The organism is Pseudomonas sp. B21-041 (assembly GCF_024748675.1).
Taxonomy (GTDB): Bacteria; Pseudomonadota; Gammaproteobacteria; order Pseudomonadales; family Pseudomonadaceae; genus Aquipseudomonas; species Aquipseudomonas neuropathica.
The window spans coordinates 4349844-4372500 of sequence record NZ_CP087175.1; the positions used below are offsets into that span (position 1 = coordinate 4349844).

General features: G+C 58.4%; 18 protein-coding genes and 2 rRNA genes (1 of these 20 running past the window's edge). 11 read left to right on the forward strand and 9 right to left on the reverse strand.

The window, feature by feature from the left end; all coding sequences use genetic code 11:
• Positions 1-101: 101 nt before the first annotated feature.
• Positions 102-2024 carry an ATP-binding cassette domain-containing protein gene (locus LOY43_RS19195; RefSeq protein ID WP_095050462.1) on the reverse strand — a complete coding sequence of 641 codons (1923 nt, stop codon included), beginning with the start codon at positions 2022-2024 and terminating at the stop codon, positions 102-104.
• Positions 2025-2238: 214 nt separating this feature from the next.
• Between LOY43_RS19195 and LOY43_RS19200 the strand changes: the two genes are divergently transcribed.
• Positions 2239-4167, forward strand: a complete 1929-nt coding sequence (locus tag LOY43_RS19200; RefSeq protein WP_095050461.1) for a transglycosylase SLT domain-containing protein — start codon at positions 2239-2241, stop codon at positions 4165-4167.
• A gap of 82 nt (positions 4168-4249) precedes the next feature.
• On the opposite strand, the gene LOY43_RS19205 is transcribed toward LOY43_RS19200, so the two are convergent.
• On the reverse strand, positions 4250-6055 hold the full coding sequence (locus LOY43_RS19205) for an ABC transporter transmembrane domain-containing protein (protein WP_095124317.1): 1806 nt from the start codon (positions 6053-6055) through the stop codon (positions 4250-4252).
• 256 nt (positions 6056-6311) lie between these two features.
• Here LOY43_RS19205 and LOY43_RS19210 point away from each other — a divergent pair, with 256 nt between their 5' ends.
• Positions 6312-6491, forward strand: coding sequence for a PA1571 family protein (locus LOY43_RS19210; protein ID WP_016983726.1), 180 nt, complete (start codon positions 6312-6314; stop codon positions 6489-6491).
• Between the two features lie 169 nt (positions 6492-6660).
• Here the strand turns inward: LOY43_RS19210 and pdxB are convergent, their stop codons facing one another.
• On the reverse strand, positions 6661-7803 hold the full coding sequence (gene pdxB / locus LOY43_RS19215) for a 4-phosphoerythronate dehydrogenase PdxB (RefSeq protein ID WP_095050459.1): 1143 nt from the start codon (positions 7801-7803) through the stop codon (positions 6661-6663).
• A 159-nt stretch (positions 7804-7962) separates the two neighbouring features.
• Here pdxB and LOY43_RS19220 point away from each other — a divergent pair, with 159 nt between their 5' ends.
• Positions 7963-9372 (forward strand): MATE family efflux transporter, encoded by a 1410-nt coding sequence (locus tag LOY43_RS19220; protein ID WP_038369407.1) that lies wholly within the window; start codon positions 7963-7965, stop codon positions 9370-9372.
• 48 nt (positions 9373-9420) lie between these two features.
• Here LOY43_RS19220 and tusA read toward each other — a convergent pair whose 3' ends face one another.
• A complete protein-coding gene (gene tusA, locus LOY43_RS19225) occupies positions 9421-9669 on the reverse strand; it encodes a sulfurtransferase TusA (RefSeq protein WP_095050458.1) in 249 nt (82 codons plus the stop codon).
• Positions 9670-9834: 165 nt separating this feature from the next.
• Positions 9835-10908, reverse strand: coding sequence for a 23S rRNA (cytidine(2498)-2'-O)-methyltransferase RlmM (gene rlmM, locus LOY43_RS19230; protein ID WP_095050457.1), 1074 nt, complete (start codon positions 10906-10908; stop codon positions 9835-9837).
• Positions 10909-11130: 222 nt separating this feature from the next.
• Here rlmM and acnA point away from each other — a divergent pair, with 222 nt between their 5' ends.
• Positions 11131-13872 carry an aconitate hydratase AcnA gene (acnA, locus tag LOY43_RS19235; protein WP_258708590.1) on the forward strand — a complete coding sequence of 914 codons (2742 nt, stop codon included), beginning with the start codon at positions 11131-11133 and terminating at the stop codon, positions 13870-13872.
• 443 nt (positions 13873-14315) lie between these two features.
• Here acnA and LOY43_RS19240 read toward each other — a convergent pair whose 3' ends face one another.
• Positions 14316-14804: an SRPBCC family protein gene (locus LOY43_RS19240; protein ID WP_258708591.1), complete on the reverse strand. Its 489-nt coding sequence runs from the start codon at positions 14802-14804 to the stop codon at positions 14316-14318.
• A gap of 195 nt (positions 14805-14999) precedes the next feature.
• On the opposite strand from LOY43_RS19240, the gene LOY43_RS19245 reads away from it, so the two are divergent.
• The 7 genes from LOY43_RS19245 to LOY43_RS19275 all read left to right on the forward strand — a co-directional run bounded on the left by LOY43_RS19245 (position 15000) and on the right by LOY43_RS19275 (position 18767).
• Complete coding sequence (locus tag LOY43_RS19245) at positions 15000-15920, forward strand: ADP-ribosylglycohydrolase family protein (protein WP_095050454.1); 921 nt, start codon at positions 15000-15002, stop codon at positions 15918-15920.
• 57 nt (positions 15921-15977) lie between these two features.
• Positions 15978-16382 (forward strand): lysozyme inhibitor LprI family protein, encoded by a 405-nt coding sequence (locus LOY43_RS19250; protein ID WP_093433626.1) that lies wholly within the window; start codon positions 15978-15980, stop codon positions 16380-16382.
• Between the two features lie 106 nt (positions 16383-16488).
• Positions 16489-16692 carry a nitroreductase family protein gene (locus LOY43_RS19255; protein ID WP_245397992.1) on the forward strand — a complete coding sequence of 68 codons (204 nt, stop codon included), beginning with the start codon at positions 16489-16491 and terminating at the stop codon, positions 16690-16692.
• A complete protein-coding gene (locus tag LOY43_RS19260) occupies positions 16652-16882 on the forward strand; it encodes a hypothetical protein (protein ID WP_258708592.1) in 231 nt (76 codons plus the stop codon). The genes LOY43_RS19255 and LOY43_RS19260 overlap by 41 nt, the downstream gene beginning before the upstream one ends.
• 306 nt (positions 16883-17188) lie before the next feature.
• Complete coding sequence (locus LOY43_RS19265; protein ID WP_095050453.1) at positions 17189-17794, forward strand: hypothetical protein; 606 nt, start codon at positions 17189-17191, stop codon at positions 17792-17794.
• Between the two features lie 9 nt (positions 17795-17803).
• Entirely contained in the window at positions 17804-18010 is a 207-nt protein-coding gene (locus LOY43_RS19270; RefSeq protein ID WP_007910409.1) for a helix-turn-helix transcriptional regulator, read from the forward strand.
• 85 nt (positions 18011-18095) lie between these two features.
• Positions 18096-18767, forward strand: a complete 672-nt coding sequence (locus LOY43_RS19275) for a hypothetical protein (RefSeq protein WP_095124315.1) — start codon at positions 18096-18098, stop codon at positions 18765-18767.
• A 65-nt stretch (positions 18768-18832) separates the two neighbouring features.
• Here LOY43_RS19275 and mrdA read toward each other — a convergent pair whose 3' ends face one another.
• From mrdA to LOY43_RS19290, 3 genes are all read right to left on the reverse strand, one after another.
• Positions 18833-20725, reverse strand: a complete 1893-nt coding sequence (gene mrdA / locus LOY43_RS19280) for a penicillin-binding protein 2 (protein WP_034156458.1) — start codon at positions 20723-20725, stop codon at positions 18833-18835.
• A gap of 224 nt (positions 20726-20949) precedes the next feature.
• Positions 20950-21065, reverse strand: a 5S ribosomal RNA gene (gene rrf, locus LOY43_RS19285).
• A gap of 151 nt (positions 21066-21216) precedes the next feature.
• A 23S ribosomal RNA gene (locus LOY43_RS19290) occupies positions 21217-22657 on the reverse strand (it continues 1453 nt past the right edge of the window).

A 22657-nucleotide genomic window follows, 5' to 3' on the forward strand; every position in this document is an offset into this window, starting at 1 on the left:
CCGCATTCGCGAGCAGGCTCGCTCCCACATTGGGTCTCCACCCGCATATGAAAAGCCCGGCGTTCATCACTGAACGCCGGGCTTTTTCACATCCGGATCAATCAGGCATCCAGCTCGGCCCAACGCTCCATCAACGCGTCCAGTTCAGCCTGCAACTGCTCCAGCGAGGCAATCACCTTGGCTGTTTCAGCCGGTGGACGCTGATAGAAACCGCCTTCAGCCATCTCGGCCTCCACTGCGGCGATCTGCTGTTCCTTGGCGTCGATATCGCCCGGCAACGCTTCCAGCTCGCGCTGCAGCTTGTAGCTCAGCTTTTTCTTGGCAACCGGGGCAGCAGCGGCAGGCGCAGCAACCACAGCAGGCTCAGCGGTGACTACCGCCGAATTCAGGTCAGCCTTGCCCGATTTGCTTTCAGTCACGCCCAACAGCCGCGGCGAGCCGCCCTGACGAATCCAGTCCTGATAGCCACCGACGTATTCACGCACCTTGCCTTCGCCTTCGAAGACCAGGGTGCTGGTGACCACGTTGTCGAGGAATGCCCGGTCGTGGCTGACCATCAGCACGGTGCCGTTGAAGGTCAGCAGCACCTCTTCGAGCAGTTCGAGGGTTTCCACGTCGAGGTCGTTGGTCGGTTCGTCGAGAACCAGCAGGTTCGCCGGCTTGCTGAACAACTTGGCCAGCAACAGACGCGCACGCTCACCACCCGACAGCGCCTTGACCGGCGTGCGGGCACGCTGTGGGCTGAACAGGAAATCGCCGAGGTAGCTCAGCACGTGACGGCTCTGGCCGTCGATATCAATGAAGTCGCGACCTTCGGCGACGTTGTCGATCACGGTTTTTTCCAGATCCAGTTGATGACGCAACTGGTCGAAGTAGGCCACGTCGATCCGCGTGCCCTCTTCCACTTTGCCGCTGGTCGGTTGCAGACCGCTAAGCATGAGTTTCAGCAGGGTGGTCTTGCCGGTACCGTTGGCGCCGAGCAGACCGATACGGTCGCCGCGTGTCAGCACCATCGAGAAATCCTTGATCAGGAACGGGCCGCCCGGGTGAGCGAAACTCACGTTCTCGAGGACCATCACCTGCTTGCCGGACTTGTCGGCAGTGTCCAGCTGAATGTTGGCCTTGCCGGTGCGCTCACGACGCTCGCTACGCTCCACGCGCAAAGCTTTCAGGGCGCGGACGCGGCCCTCGTTGCGGGTGCGGCGAGCCTTGATGCCCTGGCGGATCCAGACTTCTTCCTGGGCCAGTTTCTTGTCGAACAGCGCGTTGGCGGTTTCTTCGGCGGCCAGCGCGGCTTCTTTGTGCACAAGGAAACTGGCGTAGTCGCCGTTCCAGTCGATCAGGCCGCCGCGATCCAGTTCGAGGATGCGCGTGGCGAGGTTTTGCAGGAAGGAACGGTCGTGCGTGATGAACAGCACGGCGCCCTGGAAATCTTTCAGGGCTTCTTCGAGCCAGGCAATCGCACCGATGTCCAGGTGGTTGGTCGGTTCGTCGAGCAGCAGCAGATCCGGCTCGGACACCAGCGCCTGCGCCAGCAGCACGCGACGACGCCAGCCGCCGGATAACTGGGCGAGGGTCTTGTCGGCCGGCAGTTGCAGACGGCTCAAAGTGCTCTCGACCAGAGTCTGCAAGCGCCAGCCATCACGGGCTTCGAGGTCTTGCTGAACGTGCATCAGCTTGTTCAGGTCTTCTTCAGTGACGCAGTTCTGCGCAAGGTGATGGTATTCGGCGAGCAACGCGCCCACGCCATCAAGGCCTTCAGCGACTACGTCGAACACCGTCCGATCGTCGGCCACCGGCAATTCTTGCGGCAATTCGCCGATTTTCAGACCGGGGGCACGCCACACCGAGCCTTCATCGGGCTTCTGGTCGCCCTTGACCAGTTTCATCATGCTGGACTTGCCAGTGCCGTTGCGGCCGATGATGCACACCCGCTCACCACGGGCGATCTGCCAGGACACCTTGTCCAACAACGGCATAGCGCCGAACGCAAGGGACACATCGCTGAATTTGAGCAGGGTCATGAGCTTCTCCAAAAACCGGGCGCGCATTCTACCTGAGTTAGGGCTTCAGCAGGCCGGCAATTTGTCTGTCGAAGCACTCTGCACAACATTTGTTGCGAACTTGTGCTGCGAGGCCCGCAAAGCTTTCGCCGCTTGCTGGCAAAAGGCTAAGCTACAGACAATTCAGTGCTGACCGAGGTCGGCACTTGTCATGATTTCTCTGCCCGGATGTCTCATGCGCAGTCGCCTTTTCAGTGTCTTGTCCTGTTTGCTACTTACCGCCGCTGCCGCTCAATCCGCCCAGGCGGTGGACCTGTCCACCCAACGCCAGTATTACGATGAAGCCAAGCGCGCCCTGGCCAAGGGTGATACCGGCCCGTACTTTCGCTACAGCCAGGCGTTGGCCGATTACCCGCTGGAACCGTACCTGGCCTACGACGAACTGACCGCGCGGCTGAAAACCGCGAGCAACGCGGAAATCGAAAAGTTCCTCGCCGAACACGGTGACCTGCCCCAGGCCAACTGGATGAAATTGCGCTGGTTGCGCTGGCTCGCCGACCGTGGCGACTGGGCCACCTTCGTCAAGTATTACGACCCGAAACTCAACTTCACTGAACTGGACTGCCTGAATGCGCAGTACCAGATCAGCAGCAACCATAAGGCCGAGGGGTACGCCAATGCTGAAAAGCTCTGGCTGACTGGCAAATCCCAACCCGCCGCGTGTGACGCGCTGTTCGGCATCTGGGCAGCCGATGGCCAGCTCACTGAACAGAAACGCTGGGAGCGCACCAAACTTGCCGCTCAGGCCCGCAACTATCCATTGGCCAACAGTCTGGTCAACGGCCTGACCACCCTCGCCCCGCGCGGTCGTTTGCTGGTGGATGTGGCGCAAAAACCGGAGTTGCTCAATCAGCCTTCGCGCTTCACCCCGGCCGATGAACCGATGTCCGACGTGGTCAGCCTCGGCTTGCGCCGACTGGCCCGTCAGGATCCGGACAAGGCCATGGCGTTGCTCGACGGTTACGCCAGCAGCATGCACTTCTCCCGCGATGAAAAAGTCGCGATTGCCCGGGAAATCGGCCTGACCCTTGCCCGTCGTTTCGACAGCCGCGCGCTGGACGTGATGACCAAGTACGACCCGGAACTGCGCGACAACACCGTCTCGGAATGGCGCTTGCGCCTGTTGCTGCGTCTGGCCCGCTGGGACGACGCCTACCAGTTGACCCGCCGTCTGCCGCAGGATCTGGCCACCACCAACCGCTGGCGCTACTGGCAGGCGCGTAGTCTGGAACTGGCCCAGCCGCAGAACCCGGAAGCGCAGACCCTGTACAAAAACCTTGCGCGCGAACGTGACTTCTACGGTTTCCTCGCCGCCGACCGCTCGCAATCGCCGTACTCGCTGAACAACAAGCCATTGGTCCTCAGCCAGGCGCTGATCAACAAGGTGCGCAACACGCCGGGGGTACGCCGCGCGCTGGAATTCCATGCCCGTGGGCAAATCGTCGACGGTCGTCGCGAGTGGTATCACGTCAGCCGCCATTTCAATCGCGATGAAATGGTTGCCCAGGCGAAACTCGCTTACGACTTGAAATGGTATTTCCCGGCGATCCGCACCATCAGTCAGGCGCAGTACTGGGACGATCTGGATATCCGCTTCCCGATGGCCCACCGCGAAACGCTCGTGCGTGAAGCCAAGGTACGTGGCCTGCATTCGAGCTGGGTGTTTGCCATTACCCGCCAGGAAAGCGCGTTCATGGACGACGCACGCTCCGGTGTCGGCGCCAGTGGCCTGATGCAATTAATGCCCGGCACTGCAAAAGAAACCGCGCGCAAATTCAGCATTCCGCTGGCCTCGCCGCAGCAAGTGCTGGACCCGGACAAGAACATCCAGCTCGGCGCCGCGTATCTGAGCCAGGTGCACAGCCAGTTCAACGGCAACCGCGTCCTCGCCTCCGCCGCCTACAACGCAGGTCCTGGTCGCGTGCGCCAATGGCTGCGCGGCGCCGATCACCTGAGCTTCGACGTGTGGGTCGAAAGCATTCCGTTCGACGAAACCCGTCAGTATGTGCAGAACGTGCTGTCGTACTCGGTGATCTACGGCCAGAAGCTCAACTCGCCGCAGCCGCTGGTGGACTGGCATGAGCGCTACTTCGACGATCAGTGATCACCTGACTGACGCCAACTAACGAAAAATGCCCGTATCGCGAGATACGGGCATTTTTTATGGGCACAACCTGAGCGGCTATTTAGTGAATGGCAGGATCGGTGACAGGATTCGTTGACGCGCTCTTGCCATCATTGAACTGCAACGCTGCCAACCGCGCATACAGCGGATTGCTGGCAATCAGTTCCTGATGGGTGCCAATGGCCACAAGCTTGCCCTGATCCATTACCGCAATCCGGTCAGCGTTTTTCACCGTGGCCAGTCGATGCGCGATCACCAGCGTGGTGCGGTTTTGCATCAGGCTCGGCAGGGCTTCCTGAATCAGGTGTTCGCTCTGCGCATCAAGGGCGCTGGTGGCTTCGTCCAGCAGCAGGATCGGTGCGTCGACCAGCAACGCCCGGGCAATGGCCAGACGCTGACGCTGGCCACCGGAAAGACCGAGGCCACCATCGCCGAGATGGGTCTGGTAACCGTTGGGCATTTTCTCGATGAAGTCGTGGGCATGAGCAATTTTCGCAGCGTCCTTGACCTGCTCCAGCGTCGCCCCGGGATTGCCGTAACGAATATTCTCTTCAACACTGCCGAAAAACAGCGCCGGCGATTGTGATACCAGGGCGAAGTGACGGCGCAGGTCCAGCGGATCGAGGCTGGTCAAAGGCACGCCATCAATCAGGATCTGCCCTTCCAGCGGATCATAAAAACGCAACAGCAAGTCGTACACGGTGGACTTGCCAGCGCCGGACGGCCCCACCAGCGCTAGTGTCTCGCCAGCGCGAATGGTCAGATTCAAACCGTTGACGGCGTAGCTTTCCGGACGCGAAGGGTAGGAAAAACGCACGTCCTGCAATTGCAATTCACCCCGCACGCGCTCCGGCAAGGTCACCAGCCCGGTAACGGGCGGCTGGATGATGTTTTCCGAACCCAGCAGTTCAGCGATACGTTCGGCGGCCCCGGCCGCGCGCTGCAGTTCGCCGATCACCTCACTCAACGTGCCGATCGCACTGCCGACGATCAGGCTGTAAAAGACAAACGCCGCCAGTTCGCCCCCGGTGATGCGCCCGGCGATTACGTCCATGCCTCCGACCCACAACATCACCGCCACGGCGCCGAGCACCAGCACGATCACCATGGTGATCATCCACGAGCGCTGAAAGATGCGTTTGCGCGCGGTGTCGAATGCGTCCTCGACCGTCGTCGCAAAACGTCGCTCGTCCTGAACCTGGTGGTTGTAGGCCTGCACGGTTTTGATCTGGCCGAGGGTTTCCGACACATAGCTGCCGATATCGGCGACCCGGTCCTGGCTCAACCGCGACAGATTGCGTACGCGTCGGCCGAAAATCAGGATCGGCGCGACCACGAACGGCAAGGCGATCACCACAATGCTGGTGAGTTTCGCATTGGTCACGAACAGCAGGATGACGCCACCGATGACCATCAACAGGTTGCGCAGGAACATCGACAACGACGAGCCGATCACCGATTGCAACAGCGTCGTGTCGGCCGTCAGCCGCGACTGGATCTCGGAACTGCGGTTGTTCTCGTAAAAGCCCGGATGGAGATAGACCAGATGGTTGAACACCTCGCGGCGGATGTCGGCCACGCAGCGCTCGCCGATCCACGACACCCAGTAGAACCGGGCAAACGTACCGACCGCCAGACCCAGCACCATCAACATGAAGATGCCGATGCTCTGGTTGAGCTGATGCGGCGACTGAGTCATGAAGCCGCGGTCGACCAACAGTTTGATCCCCTGCCCCATCGACAACGTGACGGCGGCGGTGACGATCAACGCCAGCAGCGCAGCGATGACCTGCCAGCGGTAAGGGGCCAGGAATCGACTGGTCAGACGCAGCGCGCGACGGTGTCGTGAAGAAAGCTTCGGGGTCATTCAGGTGTACATCCGTGTTGATGAAAGGGCTAGCGTAAACCTTCTTTGGGGTGGAACTCTGTAAATCACAATGAGTCAGGTTAAATATGCCCCCAAAGACTAGGCCATAGTTGCTATCGGTCTAACGTCAAGGTTGAGACGAACGGTCATTTCTGTTGGACTGGAATGGCCGCTCATGACGGATCGAAAGGCGCTGTCACAGCCTGGTCACGTGGCGGCTTTAATCTGGGTATACAACCTGATGAGGAGACAGGCCATGTCCTTGCAACACAGCAGCGATGACAAGATTGAAGTGATCCGCACCAAGCCCGGCCAATCTCTGGGTTGCTCGATACTGGATAAGGATGGGCGTGAAGTACCGATCACTGAAGAAATGATCCAGCAAGCGTGCAGCGAGCTGGAGAAGCGATTGGTCAAGCCTGCCGAACAAGAGTGATATAGCCACCGTCTTCCTGACCCGGCCCCTTTGGCCGGGTTTTTTCTGCCTGCAGATCCGGGGACTTTTGGCGCGACCTTCGCGAGCAGGCTCGCTCCCACAGGAGATCGTCAGTGAGTGCGAGATCCATGTGGGAGCGAGCCTGCTCGCGAAGGGGCCAACCCGGTTTCTAGACAGTCACCGCACCCAGTGCCGCGACTATCTTCGCCAACACCGGCGAATCCCCTTCAATCCGCACCTTCAGCCCTTCAATCTCGCGCCGCACCGGATACTGTTTACGCAACACATCGAACGCCGCCCGCTGCTCGCCGACATTACCTACGAGGCTGCGGCGAAAATCCGCATCATCGCGGCGCGGGTCGTACACGCCACGACACAACATCGCCAGCGCCCAGGCCGGATCGCTGTCGCCATGCAAGGTCACTTGCGACAACCACGGCGCCGGTAGCAGCTCACTGAGTTGAATGCTTGCTGGCTGGCCGATGAATTGGCAGTAAGCCTGATAGATCTGCGCCGTTCCGCGCTGTTTGCCATCAAGGCTGTAACCGGCAATGTGCGGAGTGGCCAGTACGCAAAGTTCGGCCAATGCAACATCAACCTCAGGCTCGGCCTCCCAGACATCAAGAACGGCTTGCAGGTCTTCACGCTCCAGCAGCACTTCGCGCAGCGCGGCGTTATCCACCACCGGACCACGCGCCGCGTTGATGAGCCATGCACCGGGCTTGAGCTGCTGCAGACGCTGCTGATCGAACAGATGCCAAGTCGCACCAACGCCGCTGCGTGTCAGCGGTGTGTGCAGACTGATTACGTCACACTGCTCAATGATTTGCTCAAGGCTCACGTAATCGCCGCCCTCGGCAGCCTGACGCGGCGGATCGCAGACTTTGACATTCCAGCCCAACTCTTTCAGAACCTTGATCAGGCGCCCTCCCACCTCACCGGCGCCGACGACACCATAAGTCCGCTGAGTGAGATCGACACCTTCGATTTCGGCGAGGGTCATCAGACTGCCCAGCACATAATCGACCACGCCTCGGGCATTGCAGCCGGGTGCACTCGACCAGGTGATGCCGGCCTCATTGAAGTAGTCGAGATCCAGATGATCGGTGCCGATCGTGCAGGTACCGACAAAGCGCACCTTGCTGCCCTCAAGCAACGTGCGGTTGACGTTGGTCACCGAGCGCACGAGTAACACGTCGGCCTGCGCGACCGTCGCACGGTCGATGGAACGGCCCGGCACCCGGCGGATCTCGCCGAAACCGGCAAAAAAGGCATCGAGCAGCGGGATATTTTCGTCGGCAACAATCAGCATGGCGGGCTCCTTAGGCGGATCGGCAGTTTAGGTGCAGATCGGTCGCCGGGCCAGCGGGCTTTGCGCTTACAAATCCGCAACAGAGGATTTTTCCTGACCAAGGCGTCAGCGGCGTAGAATGCGGCGCCTTGCGCATCAACAGCTGTGGACGTTTTTCCCGTGAATTCTGTAACTGATCAACCTGTCGCCGTCTCCCTCACTCGCCCCGCGCGTATTCGCCTGGAGTTCAAGAACCTGCTCGCCCTGGCGTTGCCGATCATCATCGCGCAACTGGCGACTACGGCCATGGGCTTCGTCGACGCGGTGATGGCTGGCCGCGTCGGGCCAAAGGATCTGGCAGCGGTGGCGCTGGGCAACTCGATCTGGGTGCCGGTGTTTCTGCTGATGACCGGCACTCTGCTGGCAACCACGCCGAAAGTCGCCCAGCGTTTCGGCGCTGGCACCCACAGCGAAATCGGCCCGCTCGTGCGTCAGGCGCTGTGGCTGGCGCTGGTGGTCGGACTGATCGCCACCGCGATGCTGGTGGCCGCCGAGCCGGTACTGCACCTGATGAAAGTCGATCCAGAGCTGATCGGCCCGTGCATGCAATACCTGCACGGCATCGCCAGTGGTCTGCCGGCAGTGGCGTTCTATCACGTGCTGCGCTGCACCAGTGACGGCATCGGCCGTACGCGTCCTGCCATGGTGCTGGGCCTGTGCGGTCTAGCGCTGAACATTCCGCTGAACTACATCTTCATCTATGGCCATTTCGGTGTGCCGGCGATGGGCGGCGTCGGTTGCGGTTGGGCCACGGCCATCGTGATGTGGGTGATGGCGCTGGGGCTGGCCGGTTATGAGCGCTGGGCACCGGCCTATCGTTCGAGCGAAATATTCAGCCGTTTCGACTGGCCACAATGGACAGTGATCAGGCGTCTGCTGGCGATTGGTCTGCCTATCGGTATCGCCGTGTTTGCCGAGTCGAGCATTTTTGCCGTGATCGCCCTGCTGATCGGCAGTCTTGGCGCCACCGTGGTGGCCGGGCACCAGATTGCCCTCAACGTCAGTTCGCTGGTGTTCATGATTCCGTATTCGCTGGGCATGGCGGTGACCGTGCGCGTCGGTCAGGCACTGGGCCGCGAAGAACCACGCGAAGCGCGTTTTGCCGCTGGTGTCGGCATGGGCACCGCGCTGGCGTACGCCTGCCTGTCGGCGAGCATGATGCTGTTGCTGCGCGAGCCGATTGCGGCGATCTACACCGCTGACCCGACAGTGATTCACATCGCGGCGATGCTGATTGTGTACTCGGCACTGTTCCAGTTTTCCGACGCGATCCAGGTCACCGCCGCCGGCGCGCTGCGTGGCTATCAGGACACGCGCGTGACCATGATCCTGACCCTGTTCGCCTATTGGGGCATTGGTTTGCCGGTGGGCTATGCCCTCGGTCTGACCGACTGGCTCGGCGAACCACGCGGCCCGAGCGGTTTGTGGCAGGGTTTGATCGTGGGCTTGAGCTGTGCGGCGTTGATGCTGTCGATTCGCCTGACGCGCAGTGCGCGCAAGCGTATTCGGATCAGTCGCTCGGCGGGTTGATCGCCCATAAAAAAGACCTGCAGATGCAGGTCTTTTTTTTGCCTTTGATCAGGACTTTTTGCGGATCCAGTACAGATATGTACCGGCGTCTTCGTGCTGGCTCACCAGTTCATGGTCGAGAAACACGCAGAACTTGGGGATATCGCGTTTGGTCGACGGGTCGGTGGCGATCACTTTGAGCAGGCCGCCGGGCACCAGGTCACGGATGTGCTGGTGCAGCATCATCACCGGCTCCGGGCAATTGAGACCGGTGGCGTCGAGGGTGCCATCGACCGGGGTATCGATCATTTCACTCATGATTCACTCCTGAAACTGGCCGGCATTGTCGCGCATTGCCGGGTATTCGGTCATCTATGGCGTTACGCCACACCCTATGTAGGAGCTGTCGAAGGCTGCGATCTTTGCTTTTTAAGATCAAAAGATCGCAGCCTGCGGCAGCTCCTACAGGGGTTTTGCGGTGTATCAGCGGGATTTGGCTTTCTTGGTGTCGTGACGGCGCAAATGGCAGGTCACTTCTTCGCGGTCGTGATACAGCTGTTTGCAGCCGATATCGACCTTGATCCCGCGTGCCTTGAAACCATCGGCAATGCGTTCGAGCAAGCGCTTCACTTCGGCGTAACGCTGCTTCATCGGCAACTTCAGGTTGACCACCGCCTCGCGGCAATGCCCTTCGCCGATCCACTCTTCCAGCATCGCGGCATTGCGCGCCGGCTTCTCGACGATGTCGCAGACCATCCAGTCCACCGGTTGCTTGGGCTTGAAGGTGAAACCGTCTGCCATCAAATGCTGAACCAGTCCGGTATCCATCAGACTTTCAGCCATCGGGCCGTTGTCGATCGCGGTCACCAGCATGCCGCGATTGACCAGTTGCCAGGTCCAGCCGCCCGGCGCGGCGCCGAGGTCAACGCCGGTCATGTCGCTGTGCAGGCGATCTTCCCACTGATCACGCGGGATAAAGTGGTGCCAGGCCTCTTCCAGCTTCAGCGTCGAACGGCTCGGTGCTTCACGCGGGAACTTCAGACGCGGAATGCCCATCGGCCACATCGCCGAATTGCCGGCATCGGCCATGCCGAGAAACACTTCACGACCGCTCTTGAAGGTCAGCAGCAGACGCGGTTTGCTGGCGTCATCCACCAGTTTGCCGGCGCCGGTCAGCGCCTTGCGCAGCGGGCCTTCGAATTTCTTGCAGAAATTCGACAGTTCCTTGCCGTCGTTGGTGTCGACGACTTCCAGCCACAGGCTGCCGCACACCGGGAATTCGGCCATGTGCGCAAGGATCACGCTGATGCGGTCGGTTTCAGGCAAATCGATGAAAACCCCACGCGCCCATTGGCGCGGGAAGATCAATTCGGCGAAACGCTGACCGCGCATCAGGCGCTCGGCGCCGTCTTCTTCGGTGCAGACAAACTCGGCGCAGGCGGTAGCCGCTTTGGCCTTGGCGTAGCCGGCCACGTTGAGTTGCGCGGCGAGGTCGGAAATCTCCGAACAGACTTCGCCTTCGAAGCCTGGCCGGCAATGCATGAATAGGGTGTTCATTCTTACTCCTGGGCAGCGGGCGATCATTCGGCCGCCGCGCGATGCTCAGGCCTTGCGTTGAAGCAAAGCCTGTCACGAAAACCGGCGCATGATAGCCGATGTCGGAACCTTGGTTCCGCTCATAGAGTCCAGTTATTAGCCAGCTACCTAAAACAGGGCTAGGTTTAAAGCTCTATTCGTCCCCTCAATCCGTAGCCGTGCGGATTCAAAGGAGTGATCGTAATGCCGTCCCTCGATAGTCTGAAAACGCTCAAAACCCTGCAAATCGATGACAAGACCTACCACTATTTCAGTTTGCCGGATGCCGCCAAAAGCTTGGGCGACCTCGACAAGCTGCCCATGTCGCTGAAAGTCCTGCTGGAAAACCTGCTGCGCTGGGAAGATGAAAAAACGGTCACCGGCGCCGACCTCAAGGCGCTTGCCGCCTGGCTCAAGGAGCGCCGCTCCGACCGCGAAATCCAGTACCGCCCTGCCCGGGTATTGATGCAGGACTTTACCGGCGTACCCGCGGTGGTCGACCTTGCCGCCATGCGTGCGGCGATGGCCAAGGCCGGTGGCGATCCGCAGCGAATCAACCCGTTGTCGCCGGTGGATCTGGTGATCGACCACTCGGTGATGGTCGACAAGTTCGCCACCGCCAGCGCGTTCGAGCAGAACGTCGATATCGAAATGCAGCGCAATGGCGAACGTTACGCCTTCCTGCGTTGGGGCCAGAGCGCTTTCGACAATTTCAGCGTGGTGCCGCCGGGTACCGGCATCTGTCACCAGGTCAACCTCGAATACCTCGGCCGCACGGTGTGGACCAAGGATGAGGACGGCCGCACCTACGCGTTCCCCGACACGCTGGTCGGCACCGACTCGCACACCACCATGATCAATGGTCTCGGCGTGCTCGGCTGGGGCGTCGGCGGGATTGAGGCGGAAGCGGCGATGCTCGGGCAACCGGTGTCGATGCTGATTCCAGAAGTGATCGGTTTCAAACTGACCGGCAAGCTCAAGGAAGGCATCACCGCTACCGACCTGGTGCTGACCGTCACGCAAATGCTGCGCAAGAAAGGTGTGGTCGGCAAGTTCGTCGAGTTCTACGGTGACGGCCTCGCCGACCTGCCGCTGGCCGACCGCGCGACCATCGCCAACATGGCCCCGGAATATGGCGCGACGTGCGGCTTCTTCCCCGTTGACGACGTAACGCTGGAATACCTGCGCCTGTCCGGCCGGCCACCGGAAGTGGTGAAACTGGTCGAGGCCTACACCAAGGCTCAAGGCTTGTGGCGTCTGCCCGGTAAAGAGCCGGTGTTCACCGACAGCCTGGCGTTGGACATGGGCAGCGTCGAAGCCAGCCTCGCCGGGCCGAAACGCCCGCAGGATCGCGTTTCGCTACCGAATGTCGCACAAGCGTTCAGCGACTTCATGGATCTGCAATTCAAACCCACCAGTAAAGAAGAAGGACGTCTGGAAAGTGAGGGCGGTGGCGGCGTCGCGGTGGGCAATGCCGATCTGGTCGGCGAAACCGAATATGAATATGAAGGCCACACTTATCGCCTGAAAAACGGCGCCGTGGTCATCGCCGCGATCACGTCCTGCACCAACACCTCGAACCCGAGCGTGATGATGGCCGCCGGCCTCCTGGCGAAAAAAGCGGTGGAGAAAGGCCTGACCCGCAAACCTTGGGTGAAGAGTTCGCTGGCACCGGGTTCGAAAGTGGTCACCGACTACTACAAGGCTGCGGGGTTGACGCAATACCTAGATCAGCTCGGCTTTTCCCTGGTCGGCTATGGCTGCACCACTTGCATCGGCAACTCCGGGCCGCTGCCGGAACCGATCGAGAAAGCCATCCAGAAAGCTGATCTCACCGTCGCTTCGGTGCTCTCCGGCAACCGCAACTTCGAAGGCCGCGTGCATCCATTGGTGAAAACCAACTGGCTGGCCTCACCGCCGCTCGTGGTCGCCTATGCCCTGGCCGGCAGCGTGCGCAGCGACATCAGCAGCGAACCGCTGGGCGAAGATCAGCAAGGCAATCCGGTGTACCTGCGCGATATCTGGCCGACCAGCAAAGAGATCGCCGACGCGGTCAATCAAGTCAGTACGGCAATGTTCCATAAGGAATACGCCGAAGTGTTCGCCGGTGATGAACAGTGGCAAGCCATCGAAGTGCCGCAGGCGGCGACGTATGTGTGGCAGGACGATTCGACTTACATCCAGCATCCGCCATTTTTCGACGACATTTCCGGCCCGTTGCCTGAAATCAAGGATGTCAAAGGTGCACGAGTGCTGGCCCTGCTGGGTGATTCGGTGACCACCGACCATATCTCCCCTGCCGGCAACATCAAGGCCGACAGCCCGGCCGGGCGTTATTTGCGCGAAAAAGGCGTGGAGCCGCGGGACTTCAACTCTTACGGTTCACGGCGCGGCAACCATGAAGTGATGATGCGCGGCACCTTCGCCAACATCCGTATTCGCAACGAAATGCTCGGCGGTGAAGAAGGTGGCAACACGATCTACATTCCGACCGGCGAAAAACTGGCGATCTACGACGCGGCGATGAAGTATCAGGCTTCGGGCACGCCGCTGGTGGTGGTTGCCGGGCAAGAATATGGCACCGGGTCCAGCCGTGACTGGGCAGCCAAGGGCACCAATCTGCTGGGGGTCAAAGCGGTGATCGCGGAAAGCTTCGAGCGAATTCACCGTTCCAATCTAGTGGGCATGGGTGTGCTGCCGCTGCAGTTCAAGCTTGATCAGAACCGCAAGAGCCTCAACCTGACCGGCAAGGAAACCTTTGAAATCCAGGGTCTGACCGACGTCGAGCTGACACCGCGAATGAATCTGCCGCTGCTGATCACCCGTGAGGACGGGCGCCAGGAGAAGATCGAGGTGTTGTGCCGGATCGATACGTTGAATGAGGTGGAGTACTTCAAGTCGGGCGGGATCCTGCATTACGTCCTGCGCCAATTGATCGCCTCGTAACGCACAAACCAAAGTAGGAGCTGCAGCAGGCTGCGATCTTTTGATCTTGCTTTTAAAAGCCAAAGTCAAAAGATCGCAGCCTGCGGCAGCTCCTACATACAGGCGAAAAAAAACCCGCCGAAGCGGGTTTTTCCCAAGACCATTATCGACTCCCTGTCGGCAGCGATCCTTGCAAATGGTCGATCATCCTTGATCCTGAAACACTCCCTGTGTCTCAGTTGATGTGTGTAGATTACGCGGTGGATCCAATCGCCAATAGTCGTAAAAGCTACCAGCGCGTGTAGGACATTCGCCATAGCAACCCTTCCGAAAACCCTTAGCCGTGTCAGGCAGAAAGCATGGAAGCCACGATCTAAGCGACTTTCAGCTGCCCTGAGGCCTGCTTCCAGCACCACCGTGCACATAGCCGGCTATCGCTGTCGTTCAGGCAAGACTCGAAGGTCTCAACCACCGTCACGCTCGCGGGCCTTGGCGCTCTCGGCAAGAAACTGTTCGAGCCGGCTCAACTGCTCCTCCCAGCCACGGCTGTCCATGTCATACGCCTCTTTCTGGCGAATGTCAGGAATGTGCGCGAAGCCGGATTCGGACACTTTCAGCAACGTACCGCTCTCGAAGTCTTCCAGCTCGAACCTGACCAACGTAGTCGGCTCCTGGGAATAGTCGATCTTCGGATTGACCGCATACGGATGCCAGCGAAACGAAAACAACTGCTGCGGCTCGACCCGCTCGATCAGCACGTTCCACAACACGTGTTCATAACCCGGATACGTGACCTGCCCTTGCGTCCATTCACCGGCAATAAAACGCCTGCCCTCCAGCGCCACCCCAAACCACTGGCCAAACGCCTCGGCATCGACCAATGCACGCCAGACATGCGAACGCGGCGCCTTGAGCGTGATTTTGCGTTCGAAACTATTGGGTACTGGTTTCATACGTCACCTCCTGTTTTGAACACTAGGCCTGTATGACCACATGTCCAATGTGAAGTTGTATCAAGGCGGTGCAGTCATTGATCACAAAGACACATCAAGCTGCACTTTTTGAACCTTGCTGTGATGGATCCAGGCACCCTCCGCCCAACGAAACTGTTACCTTCTCCAGCGAATTTGAATCTACAAGGAAGAATCATGCCGCCATCCCTCGCTGAACGTTACCGCGGAGCCCTGCTCGGTCTTGCGTGCGGCGACGCTGTCGGTACTACGGTTGAGTTCAAACCACGGGGATCATTCCCACCATTGACCGATATGGTCGGCGGTGGCCCGTTCCACCTCAAGCCAGGGCAGTGGACCGATGACACTTCCATGGCCCTCTGTCTGGCAGAAAGCCTGCTGAACAAGAATGGATTCAACGCTGCCGATCAGATGGGGCGCTACCTCAACTGGTGGCAATGGGGTTACCTCAGTTCGACCGGTGAATGTTTCGATGTCGGCATGACCGTCAGCCAGGCGCTCGCGCAGTATCAACAAACCGCTGATCCCTTCGCCGGCTCGACCGACCCGTGCAGCGCCGGCAACGGTTCGCTGATGCGTCTGGTGCCGGTGGTGCTGTTCTACTTTCCCGATGCCCGGAAAATCCAGAGCTTTGCCGCCGACAGTTCGCGAACCACCCACGCAGCACCTGAAGCCATCGAATGCTGCCAATTGTTGGCCGGGTTGATTGCCAGAGCGCTTGAAGGCGCAAGCAAAGCAGAACTGCGTCAGTTGCCTTTCGCCAGCTTCTCGCAATCCAAGGTCGCCGCCATTGCGCATGGCGAATACCTCGTTCTGTCCGAGACGGACATCAGAGGCAATGGCTACAGCGTGCAGTCCCTGGAAGCGGCGCTGTGGTGCTTTCACCAGACGGACAGCTTCGAAGCGGCCATTTTGCGAGCGGCCAACCTGGGGGATGACGCCGATACCACCGCTGCGATCACCGGTCAGTTGGCCGGCGCCTATTACGGCGTGCGGGGCATTCCTGCACATTGGCTGGAAAGGCTGCACGATGGTGAAGAGATTGCGGCCATCGCCGACCGTTTGCTCGACGCCTCCCGAATGCGCCTGCCTGAATAAGTGCGAAGCAGCCGCTACACTGCTCGGCACTTATCTTCGATACAGCGAGACTTGACCATGTCCCCACGCCTGCTTCTGGCTCTCACGCCCTTTCTGTTCACTCCCCTCGCCCACGCCGCCGTGGACTGTGCAAATGCCAGCGATCAAGCGACGATGAATCAGTGCGCCGGGCAAGACTTCAAAGCGGCGGACAAAGAGTTGAACACCGTGTATCAACAGATCATCGGGCGCTTGAAGGACAACCCGGATGGCAAGAAGCTGTTGGTCAGCGCGCAGCGGGCGTGGCTCGGGTTTCGGGATGCCGAGTGCAAGTTTTCATCGTCGGGAGTTACTGGCGGGAGCGTTTATCCATGGGTTTACAGCAGTTGTCTGACAGGGGTGACCAAGCTGCGGGTTGAGTCGCTGAAACAGTATTTGAAGTGTGAAGAAGGTGACATGAGCTGCCCGGTGCCTGGGGCCTGATTTTTTGCGGCGGCTTTGAGGATCCTTCGCGAGCAGGCTCGCTCCCACATTGGAACGCATTTCAAATGTGGGGGGCGGAGAACATCTTTCACCTTTACGGAATTTGATGACGAGCACACTGACAGACCTGCTGAAATGGCGCTATGCAACGAAAAAGTACGACCCTTCCCGGACGGTGTTCGATGAAAAAATCGAGCGCATTCTGGAGGTGGTACGGCTAACGCCGACATCAAGTGGACTGCGGCCCTTTGAATTGCTCGTAGTGACCAATGCAGAGTCTTGGCTCGGCTCTGATCGCTGCGGCATTTGAAGAAGTCGACGCGACACCGATGGAAGGTTTCGACCCGGCAGCCATCGATGAAATCCTCGGAGTCACGGCCCGCAACTTGCGCGGTGTAGTGATTCTGCCGCTAGGGCATAGAGCCACTGAGGGAGACTGGTTGGTCAACTTGAAAAAGGTTCGCCGCTCGCGGGAAAACTTCATTACCGAGATCAAGTAAGACCGGTTAGAGCGGGGACTGAAGCATGCTTGTGGCGCATGCCCCCCGCTCCAATCATTCGCTGAACCCGTCATCGATATCAGCGTTCACCGCGTGGGTCGCGCCTCTCCCTGCTCTCGACTTGCTTCGAACTCGAGAGCCTATCGACATTGAAATCCCCGCAAATCGATTGAACTGAGGTTCATTCTATGGCCTCTGCGTCCGATGCCAACAACGCCCTTCACAAAAATAGAACAATTTATTATTGCCATTCGATAATTTTACATCGAGAATTAGTCATTCCCAATGACACCGCAAGGATTTTTCATGAGTACTCGTAACAACGGATTGGCACTGCAGCGCATGCATTGGGTCGGATTACTGGCAGCGATTCTTGTCTGGGTCTTAGGGGTGACCGAGGTCGGTGGCAACGCTTCGATCTGGTTCTTCCAAACGGATGAAATGCTCGCAGCTCTGCTCTACGCCTTCGCCGAAAACTCGCCGCAATTACTTGACCCGTTTGTCGAAGGTGCCCTGCTTGCCCCCGATACATGGCTCTCGCCACTGGTCACTGCGCTGCTTGTCGTTTTGGATTTCCTGCCCGTCCTGCTTTCGACCTACGTGCTCTGGCTGACAGGGTTGTTTTTCCTGCGCTTGTCCCGCGGCGAAACCTGGACCGAGCGCAACATCAAGGTGCTATGGCGAGTGGGGATTCTTTGCATCATTTCTCCGGCCGCCTACCCACTGGTAGAGACTTTGCAAGGTTTGGCCCTGTCTATTGATCTACCGCCAGGGGATCGTATTTTTCAGTTCTCGATCGGCCTGTCTTCCACTTCTGCCTATGAGATTGTCAAAGGCGTATTGCTCTGTTTGTTTTCAATTATCATGCGCGATGCAAAAGTACTCAGCGATGAGCAAAGCCAATACATATAGAACAACACAATGACCATTATCGTCCGCCTTGACGTTGTCATGGCCACGCAAAAAATTCGCTCGAAAGAGTTGGCCAGCCTGCTGGGCATCACCGAGGCCAATCTGTCATTACTGAAGAATGGCAAGGTCAAGGGCGTGAAGATGGCCACCCTGGACAAGCTCTGCGCAGCACTCGATTGCCAGCCAGGCGATTTGCTGGAATACCAGAAAGACTGAGCCTTGCGCAGGCGTGCAAGTTAATTGTCGCCAGTCCACACCGTTTAACTCTTATTCAATCCTTAGTTTGTAAGGCGGCTTTGTCATGACCCGGTTTTTACTTTGCGCGCTGTTTTTACTGACAGCGTTGATCAGCGGCTGCGCCACGCAAATGGACGTAGCGCTAAATGCGACACCCGATCCGGACTATCATTTTGACCGAAAGGCGACTGTGCTGGTGACGTCTGCGAGTGGCAGCGACGAAAACGCTCTTAATGCCCGCTATTATCTTCGCGACATGGTTAACGCGCTGAAAGACAGGGGGTTCCAGGAGGTCTATACCGACGCCAGTCTGCCAAAGAACCACGCGCCGATAAAAATGACTGTCAGCCTCGATATTGGCAGTCGACAAGTGACTTACCGCTATACCGCCACCGACTATGGGCAAGTTCCGACCAGCACCTCTACCGTGTGCAAGACCAGCAAGAAAAAAGACGACCGACTGACCTGTACGAGTAAACCGAACACCACCTATGGCCCGGTAGGGACCTCGGAGCGCACCGGTTACACCACGCTCAGCACCTTCGTTGCCACTGCCCGCGACGAAGTCAGTAAGCGCCCGGTCTACCTGCTTCGCGCGTCGTCCTATAACGAAGACTGCCAATCCACCAAGGTTGAAGCCTTTCTGGTGGAACAAGGCTTGCAGAACCTGAACTTCGAGGATCGCGTGCAGCGCAACTACACCGTCACGATGCCCGAGGGTTACAGCTGCAAATAGTCTTTGCAAGACAGTTCACAGTAGCGGTTCAGCTTGCATGAGCCGCTACTGTGAACTGTTGAAGGTTAAACGTGCGGGTCACCCGGCGCTTTCGTCGGCGCAGCGTATTGCGGCTTGAGATGGCCGTCCTGATCAAGCAGCCAGGCGTCCATGATCTGCCGCACCACAGGGCCGGCAACACGACCACCGGCCTCGCCGTTCTCAATCATCACCGAAATCGCAATCTTCGGATGCTCGGCCGGCGCGAAGCCAACGAACAAGGCGTTATCACGATGGCGCTCCAGGGTTTTCTCGCGGTTGTAGCGCTCGCCCTGCTTGATCGCCACCACTTGCGCGGTACCACTCTTGCCAGCGATGCGATATTGCGCACCGGCCGCGGCCGCACGCGCGATACCTCGCGCATCGTGCATTACCATCTGCATGCCGTGATTGACCTGCTCCCAGTCTCGCGGATCCTTGAGCAGGATGTTCGGCATCGGATGTTCGTCGACAGGAGCGACACCGTCGACGGTCTTGGCCAGGTGCGGCCGGTTCCATACACCTTTGTTGGCGATCAATGCCGTGGCCTGAGCCAGTTGCAGCGGCGTGACCTGCATGTAGCCCTGGCCGATGCCAAGGATAACCGTTTCGCCCGGGAACCAGGCCTGACGGCGGGTCGCGCGCTTCCACGCTTGCGATGGCATCAGGCCGGGCGACTCTTCAAACATGTCCAGCGAGACCTTCTCACCCAAGCCGAACATTGCCATGTAATCGTGCAGGCGATCGATGCCGAGCTTGTGCGCAAGGTCGTAGAAATAGGTGTCATTGGAACGCATGATCGCCGCGTCCATGTCCACCCAGCCGTCGCCACTGTGGTTCCAGTTGCGGTACTTGTGATCGAAGTCCGGGAGTTGGTAATAACCGGGGTCAAAGACGCGCGTCTGCGGTGTTACGACGCCGGCGTCGAGGCCGGCGATTGCCACTTCTGGCTTGATCGTCGAGCCCGGTGCGTAGAGCCCGCGCAGCACACGGTTGAACAGCGGCCTGTCGATCGAATCTCGCAGTGCCGAGTATTCCTTGGAGCTGATACCGGTGACGAATAGATTCGGATCGAAGCTCGGATTGCTAACCATGGCCAACACCTCGCCCGTCGACGGATCGAGCGCTACCACTGAACCACGACGATCACCCAGAGCGGCTTCGGCGGCTTCCTGCAGTTTGATATCGAGGCTCAGGACGATGTTCTGGCCCGGGACCGGGTCGGTATGTTTGAGCACACGGAGTACGCGACCTTGAGCGTTGGTTTCCACTTCTTCGTAACCGACGTGGCCGTGTAGTTGCGCCTCGTAGAAGCGTTCGATGCCGGTTTTGCCGATGGATTGCGTACCGCGATATTCGACCGAGTCGAGGCTCTTCGACTCTTTTTCATTGATCCGCCCGACGTAGCCGATCGAGTGGGCGAAATGCGCGCCGAGCGGGTAATGCCGGACGAACTGGGGTTCGACATCGAGGCCCGGGAGGCGGAACTCATTGACGGCCAATACAGCGATTTGCTCTTCCGTCAGCTCATAGAACAGCGTCACCGGCGTAAACGGGTGACGAGACTGCTTCATGGCTTTATCGAAGACTGTACGATCTTCTGCAGGCAAGTGCAGGAGGTTGATGACCTCGTCCAGTTCTTGATTGACGTCGGTGGCGCGCTCGCGGGTGATGGTCAGGTTGAAACTGGGGCGGTTATCGGCGAGCAAGACGCCGTTGCGGTCGTAGATCAAGCCGCGTGTCGGCGGGATTGGCAATACGTGGACGCGGTTGTTTTCGGAGATCGTGGAATGGTAATCGAACTCCACCACCTGGAGGATGTACAGGCGCACGACAAGGGCGCAGCTGATGGCGAAAACGAACAAGGCGCAGGCGATCAACCGTTTGTTGACCAGGCGCGTCTCTTTTTCGTGGTCTTTGATCGGGATGGGTTCAGGCATTTCTACAGCAACTCTTTGACATAAATGAGTGCCGATCCGTGGGCATGACATCAGTCCGTTAAAAAAAACGAGCTGCACCATACCAAAAACTGCCCGGTCATTTCAGAAGGAATTTCCCCAATGGCCATTTCTTGCGACAGCTGGGACAGCGTTGTCCTGTGAAAACTTTCCCGCGGGCAAAACAAAACCCCAACTGCTTTCGCAATTGGGGTTTCGGAATTTAATCTTGACGATGACCTACTCTCACATGGGGAAACCCCACACTACCATCGGCGATGCATCGTTTCACTGCTGAGTTCGGGATGGGATCAGGTGGTTCCAACGCTCTATGGTCGTCAAGAAATTCGGGTACTGACTCGTGGCCTTGTGGCCTCGCTTCAGCAAATTGGGTATGTGATAGCTTTCGGTGTTTGTGAACATCGAACTTTCGGTTCGTTTCGTCTTCACACACCGCAATCTGGTCTCTTCGACGCAAATTGCTTGGGTGTTATATGGTCAAGCCTCACGGGCAATTAGTATTGGTTAGCTCAACGCCTCACAGCGCTTACACACCCAACCTATCAACGTCGTAGTCTTCGACGGCCCTTCAGGGAACTCAAGGTTCCAGTGAGATCTCATCTTGAGGCAAGTTTCCCGCTTAGATGCTTTCAGCGGTTATCTTTCCCGAACATAGCTACCCGGCAATGCCACTGGCGTGACAACCGGAACACCAGAGGTTCGTCCACTCCGGTCCTCTCGTACTAGGAGCAGCCCCTCTCAAATCTCAAACGTCCACGGCAGATAGGGACCGAACTGTCTCACGACGTTCTAAACCCAGCTCGCGTACCACTTTAAATGGCGAACAGCCATACCCTTGGGACCGGCTTCAGCCCCAGGATGTGATGAGCCGACATCGAGGTGCCAAACACCGCCGTCGATATGAACTCTTGGGCGGTATCAGCCTGTTATCCCCGGAGTACCTTTTATCCGTTGAGCGATGGCCCTTCCATACAGAACCACCGGATCACTAAGACCTACTTTCGTACCTGCTCGACGTGTCTGTCTCGCAGTCAAGCGCGCTTTTGCCTTTATACTCTACGACCGATTTCCGACCGGTCTGAGCGCACCTTCGTACTCCTCCGTTACTCTTTAGGAGGAGACCGCCCCAGTCAAACTACCCACCATACACTGTCCTCGATCCGGATAACGGACCTGAGTTAGAACCTCAAAGTTGCCAGGGTGGTATTTCAAGGATGGCTCCACGCGAACTGGCGTCCACGCTTCAAAGCCTCCCACCTATCCTACACAAGCAAATTCAAAGTCCAGTGCAAAGCTATAGTAAAGGTTCACGGGGTCTTTCCGTCTAGCCGCGGATACACTGCATCTTCACAGCGATTTCAATTTCACTGAGTCTCGGGTGGAGACAGCGCCGCCATCGTTACGCCATTCGTGCAGGTCGGAACTTACCCGACAAGGAATTTCGCTACCTTAGGACCGTTATAGTTACGGCCGCCGTTTACCGGGGCTTCGATCAAGAGCTTCGCGTTAGCTAACCCCATCAATTAACCTTCCGGCACCGGGCAGGCGTCACACCCTATACGTCCACTTTCGTGTTTGCAGAGTGCTGTGTTTTTAATAAACAGTCGCAGCGGCCTGGTATCTTCGACCGGCATGAGCTTACGGAGCAAGTCCTTCACCCTCACCGGCGCACCTTCTCCCGAAGTTACGGTGCCATTTTGCCTAGTTCCTTCACCCGAGTTCTCTCAAGCGCCTTGGTATTCTCTACCCAACCACCTGTGTCGGTTTGGGGTACGGTTCCTGGTTACCTGAAGCTTAGAAGCTTTTCTTGGAAGCATGGCATCAACCACTTCGTGTTCTAAAAGAACACTCGTCATCAGCTCTCGGCCTTAGAATCCCGGATTTACCTAAGATTCCAGCCTACCACCTTAAACT

What these genes read in the sequence shown, in the direction of transcription:
- LOY43_RS19210 (WP_016983726.1), top strand. Translation starts at nt 6,312, where the DNA reads ATGTCCTTGCAACACAGCAGCGATGACAAGATTGAAGTGATCCGCACC.
- LOY43_RS19275 (WP_095124315.1), top strand. Translation starts at nt 18,096, where the DNA reads ATGACCCGGTTTTTACTTTGCGCGCTGTTTTTACTGACAGCGTTGATC.
- acnA (WP_258708590.1), top strand. Translation starts at nt 11,131, where the DNA reads ATGCCGTCCCTCGATAGTCTGAAAACGCTCAAAACCCTGCAAATCGAT.
- tusA (WP_095050458.1), bottom strand. Translation starts at nt 9,669, where the DNA reads ATGAGTGAAATGATCGATACCCCGGTCGATGGCACCCTCGACGCCACC.
- LOY43_RS19270 (WP_007910409.1), top strand. Translation starts at nt 17,804, where the DNA reads ATGACCATTATCGTCCGCCTTGACGTTGTCATGGCCACGCAAAAAATT.
- LOY43_RS19245 (WP_095050454.1), top strand. Translation starts at nt 15,000, where the DNA reads ATGCCGCCATCCCTCGCTGAACGTTACCGCGGAGCCCTGCTCGGTCTT.
- pdxB (WP_095050459.1), bottom strand. Translation starts at nt 7,803, where the DNA reads ATGCTGATTGTTGCCGACGAAAATATCCCGCTGCTCGATGCCTTTTTT.
- LOY43_RS19205 (WP_095124317.1), bottom strand. Translation starts at nt 6,055, where the DNA reads ATGACCCCGAAGCTTTCTTCACGACACCGTCGCGCGCTGCGTCTGACC.
- LOY43_RS19250 (WP_093433626.1), top strand. Translation starts at nt 15,978, where the DNA reads ATGTCCCCACGCCTGCTTCTGGCTCTCACGCCCTTTCTGTTCACTCCC.
- mrdA (WP_034156458.1), bottom strand. Translation starts at nt 20,725, where the DNA reads ATGCCTGAACCCATCCCGATCAAAGACCACGAAAAAGAGACGCGCCTG.
- LOY43_RS19200 (WP_095050461.1), top strand. Translation starts at nt 2,239, where the DNA reads ATGCGCAGTCGCCTTTTCAGTGTCTTGTCCTGTTTGCTACTTACCGCC.
- LOY43_RS19260 (WP_258708592.1), top strand. Translation starts at nt 16,652, where the DNA reads ATGCAGAGTCTTGGCTCGGCTCTGATCGCTGCGGCATTTGAAGAAGTC.
- LOY43_RS19195 (WP_095050462.1), bottom strand. Translation starts at nt 2,024, where the DNA reads ATGACCCTGCTCAAATTCAGCGATGTGTCCCTTGCGTTCGGCGCTATG.
- LOY43_RS19240 (WP_258708591.1), bottom strand. Translation starts at nt 14,804, where the DNA reads ATGAAACCAGTACCCAATAGTTTCGAACGCAAAATCACGCTCAAGGCG.
- LOY43_RS19265 (WP_095050453.1), top strand. Translation starts at nt 17,189, where the DNA reads ATGAGTACTCGTAACAACGGATTGGCACTGCAGCGCATGCATTGGGTC.
- LOY43_RS19255 (WP_245397992.1), top strand. Translation starts at nt 16,489, where the DNA reads ATGACGAGCACACTGACAGACCTGCTGAAATGGCGCTATGCAACGAAA.
- rlmM (WP_095050457.1), bottom strand. Translation starts at nt 10,908, where the DNA reads ATGAACACCCTATTCATGCATTGCCGGCCAGGCTTCGAAGGCGAAGTC.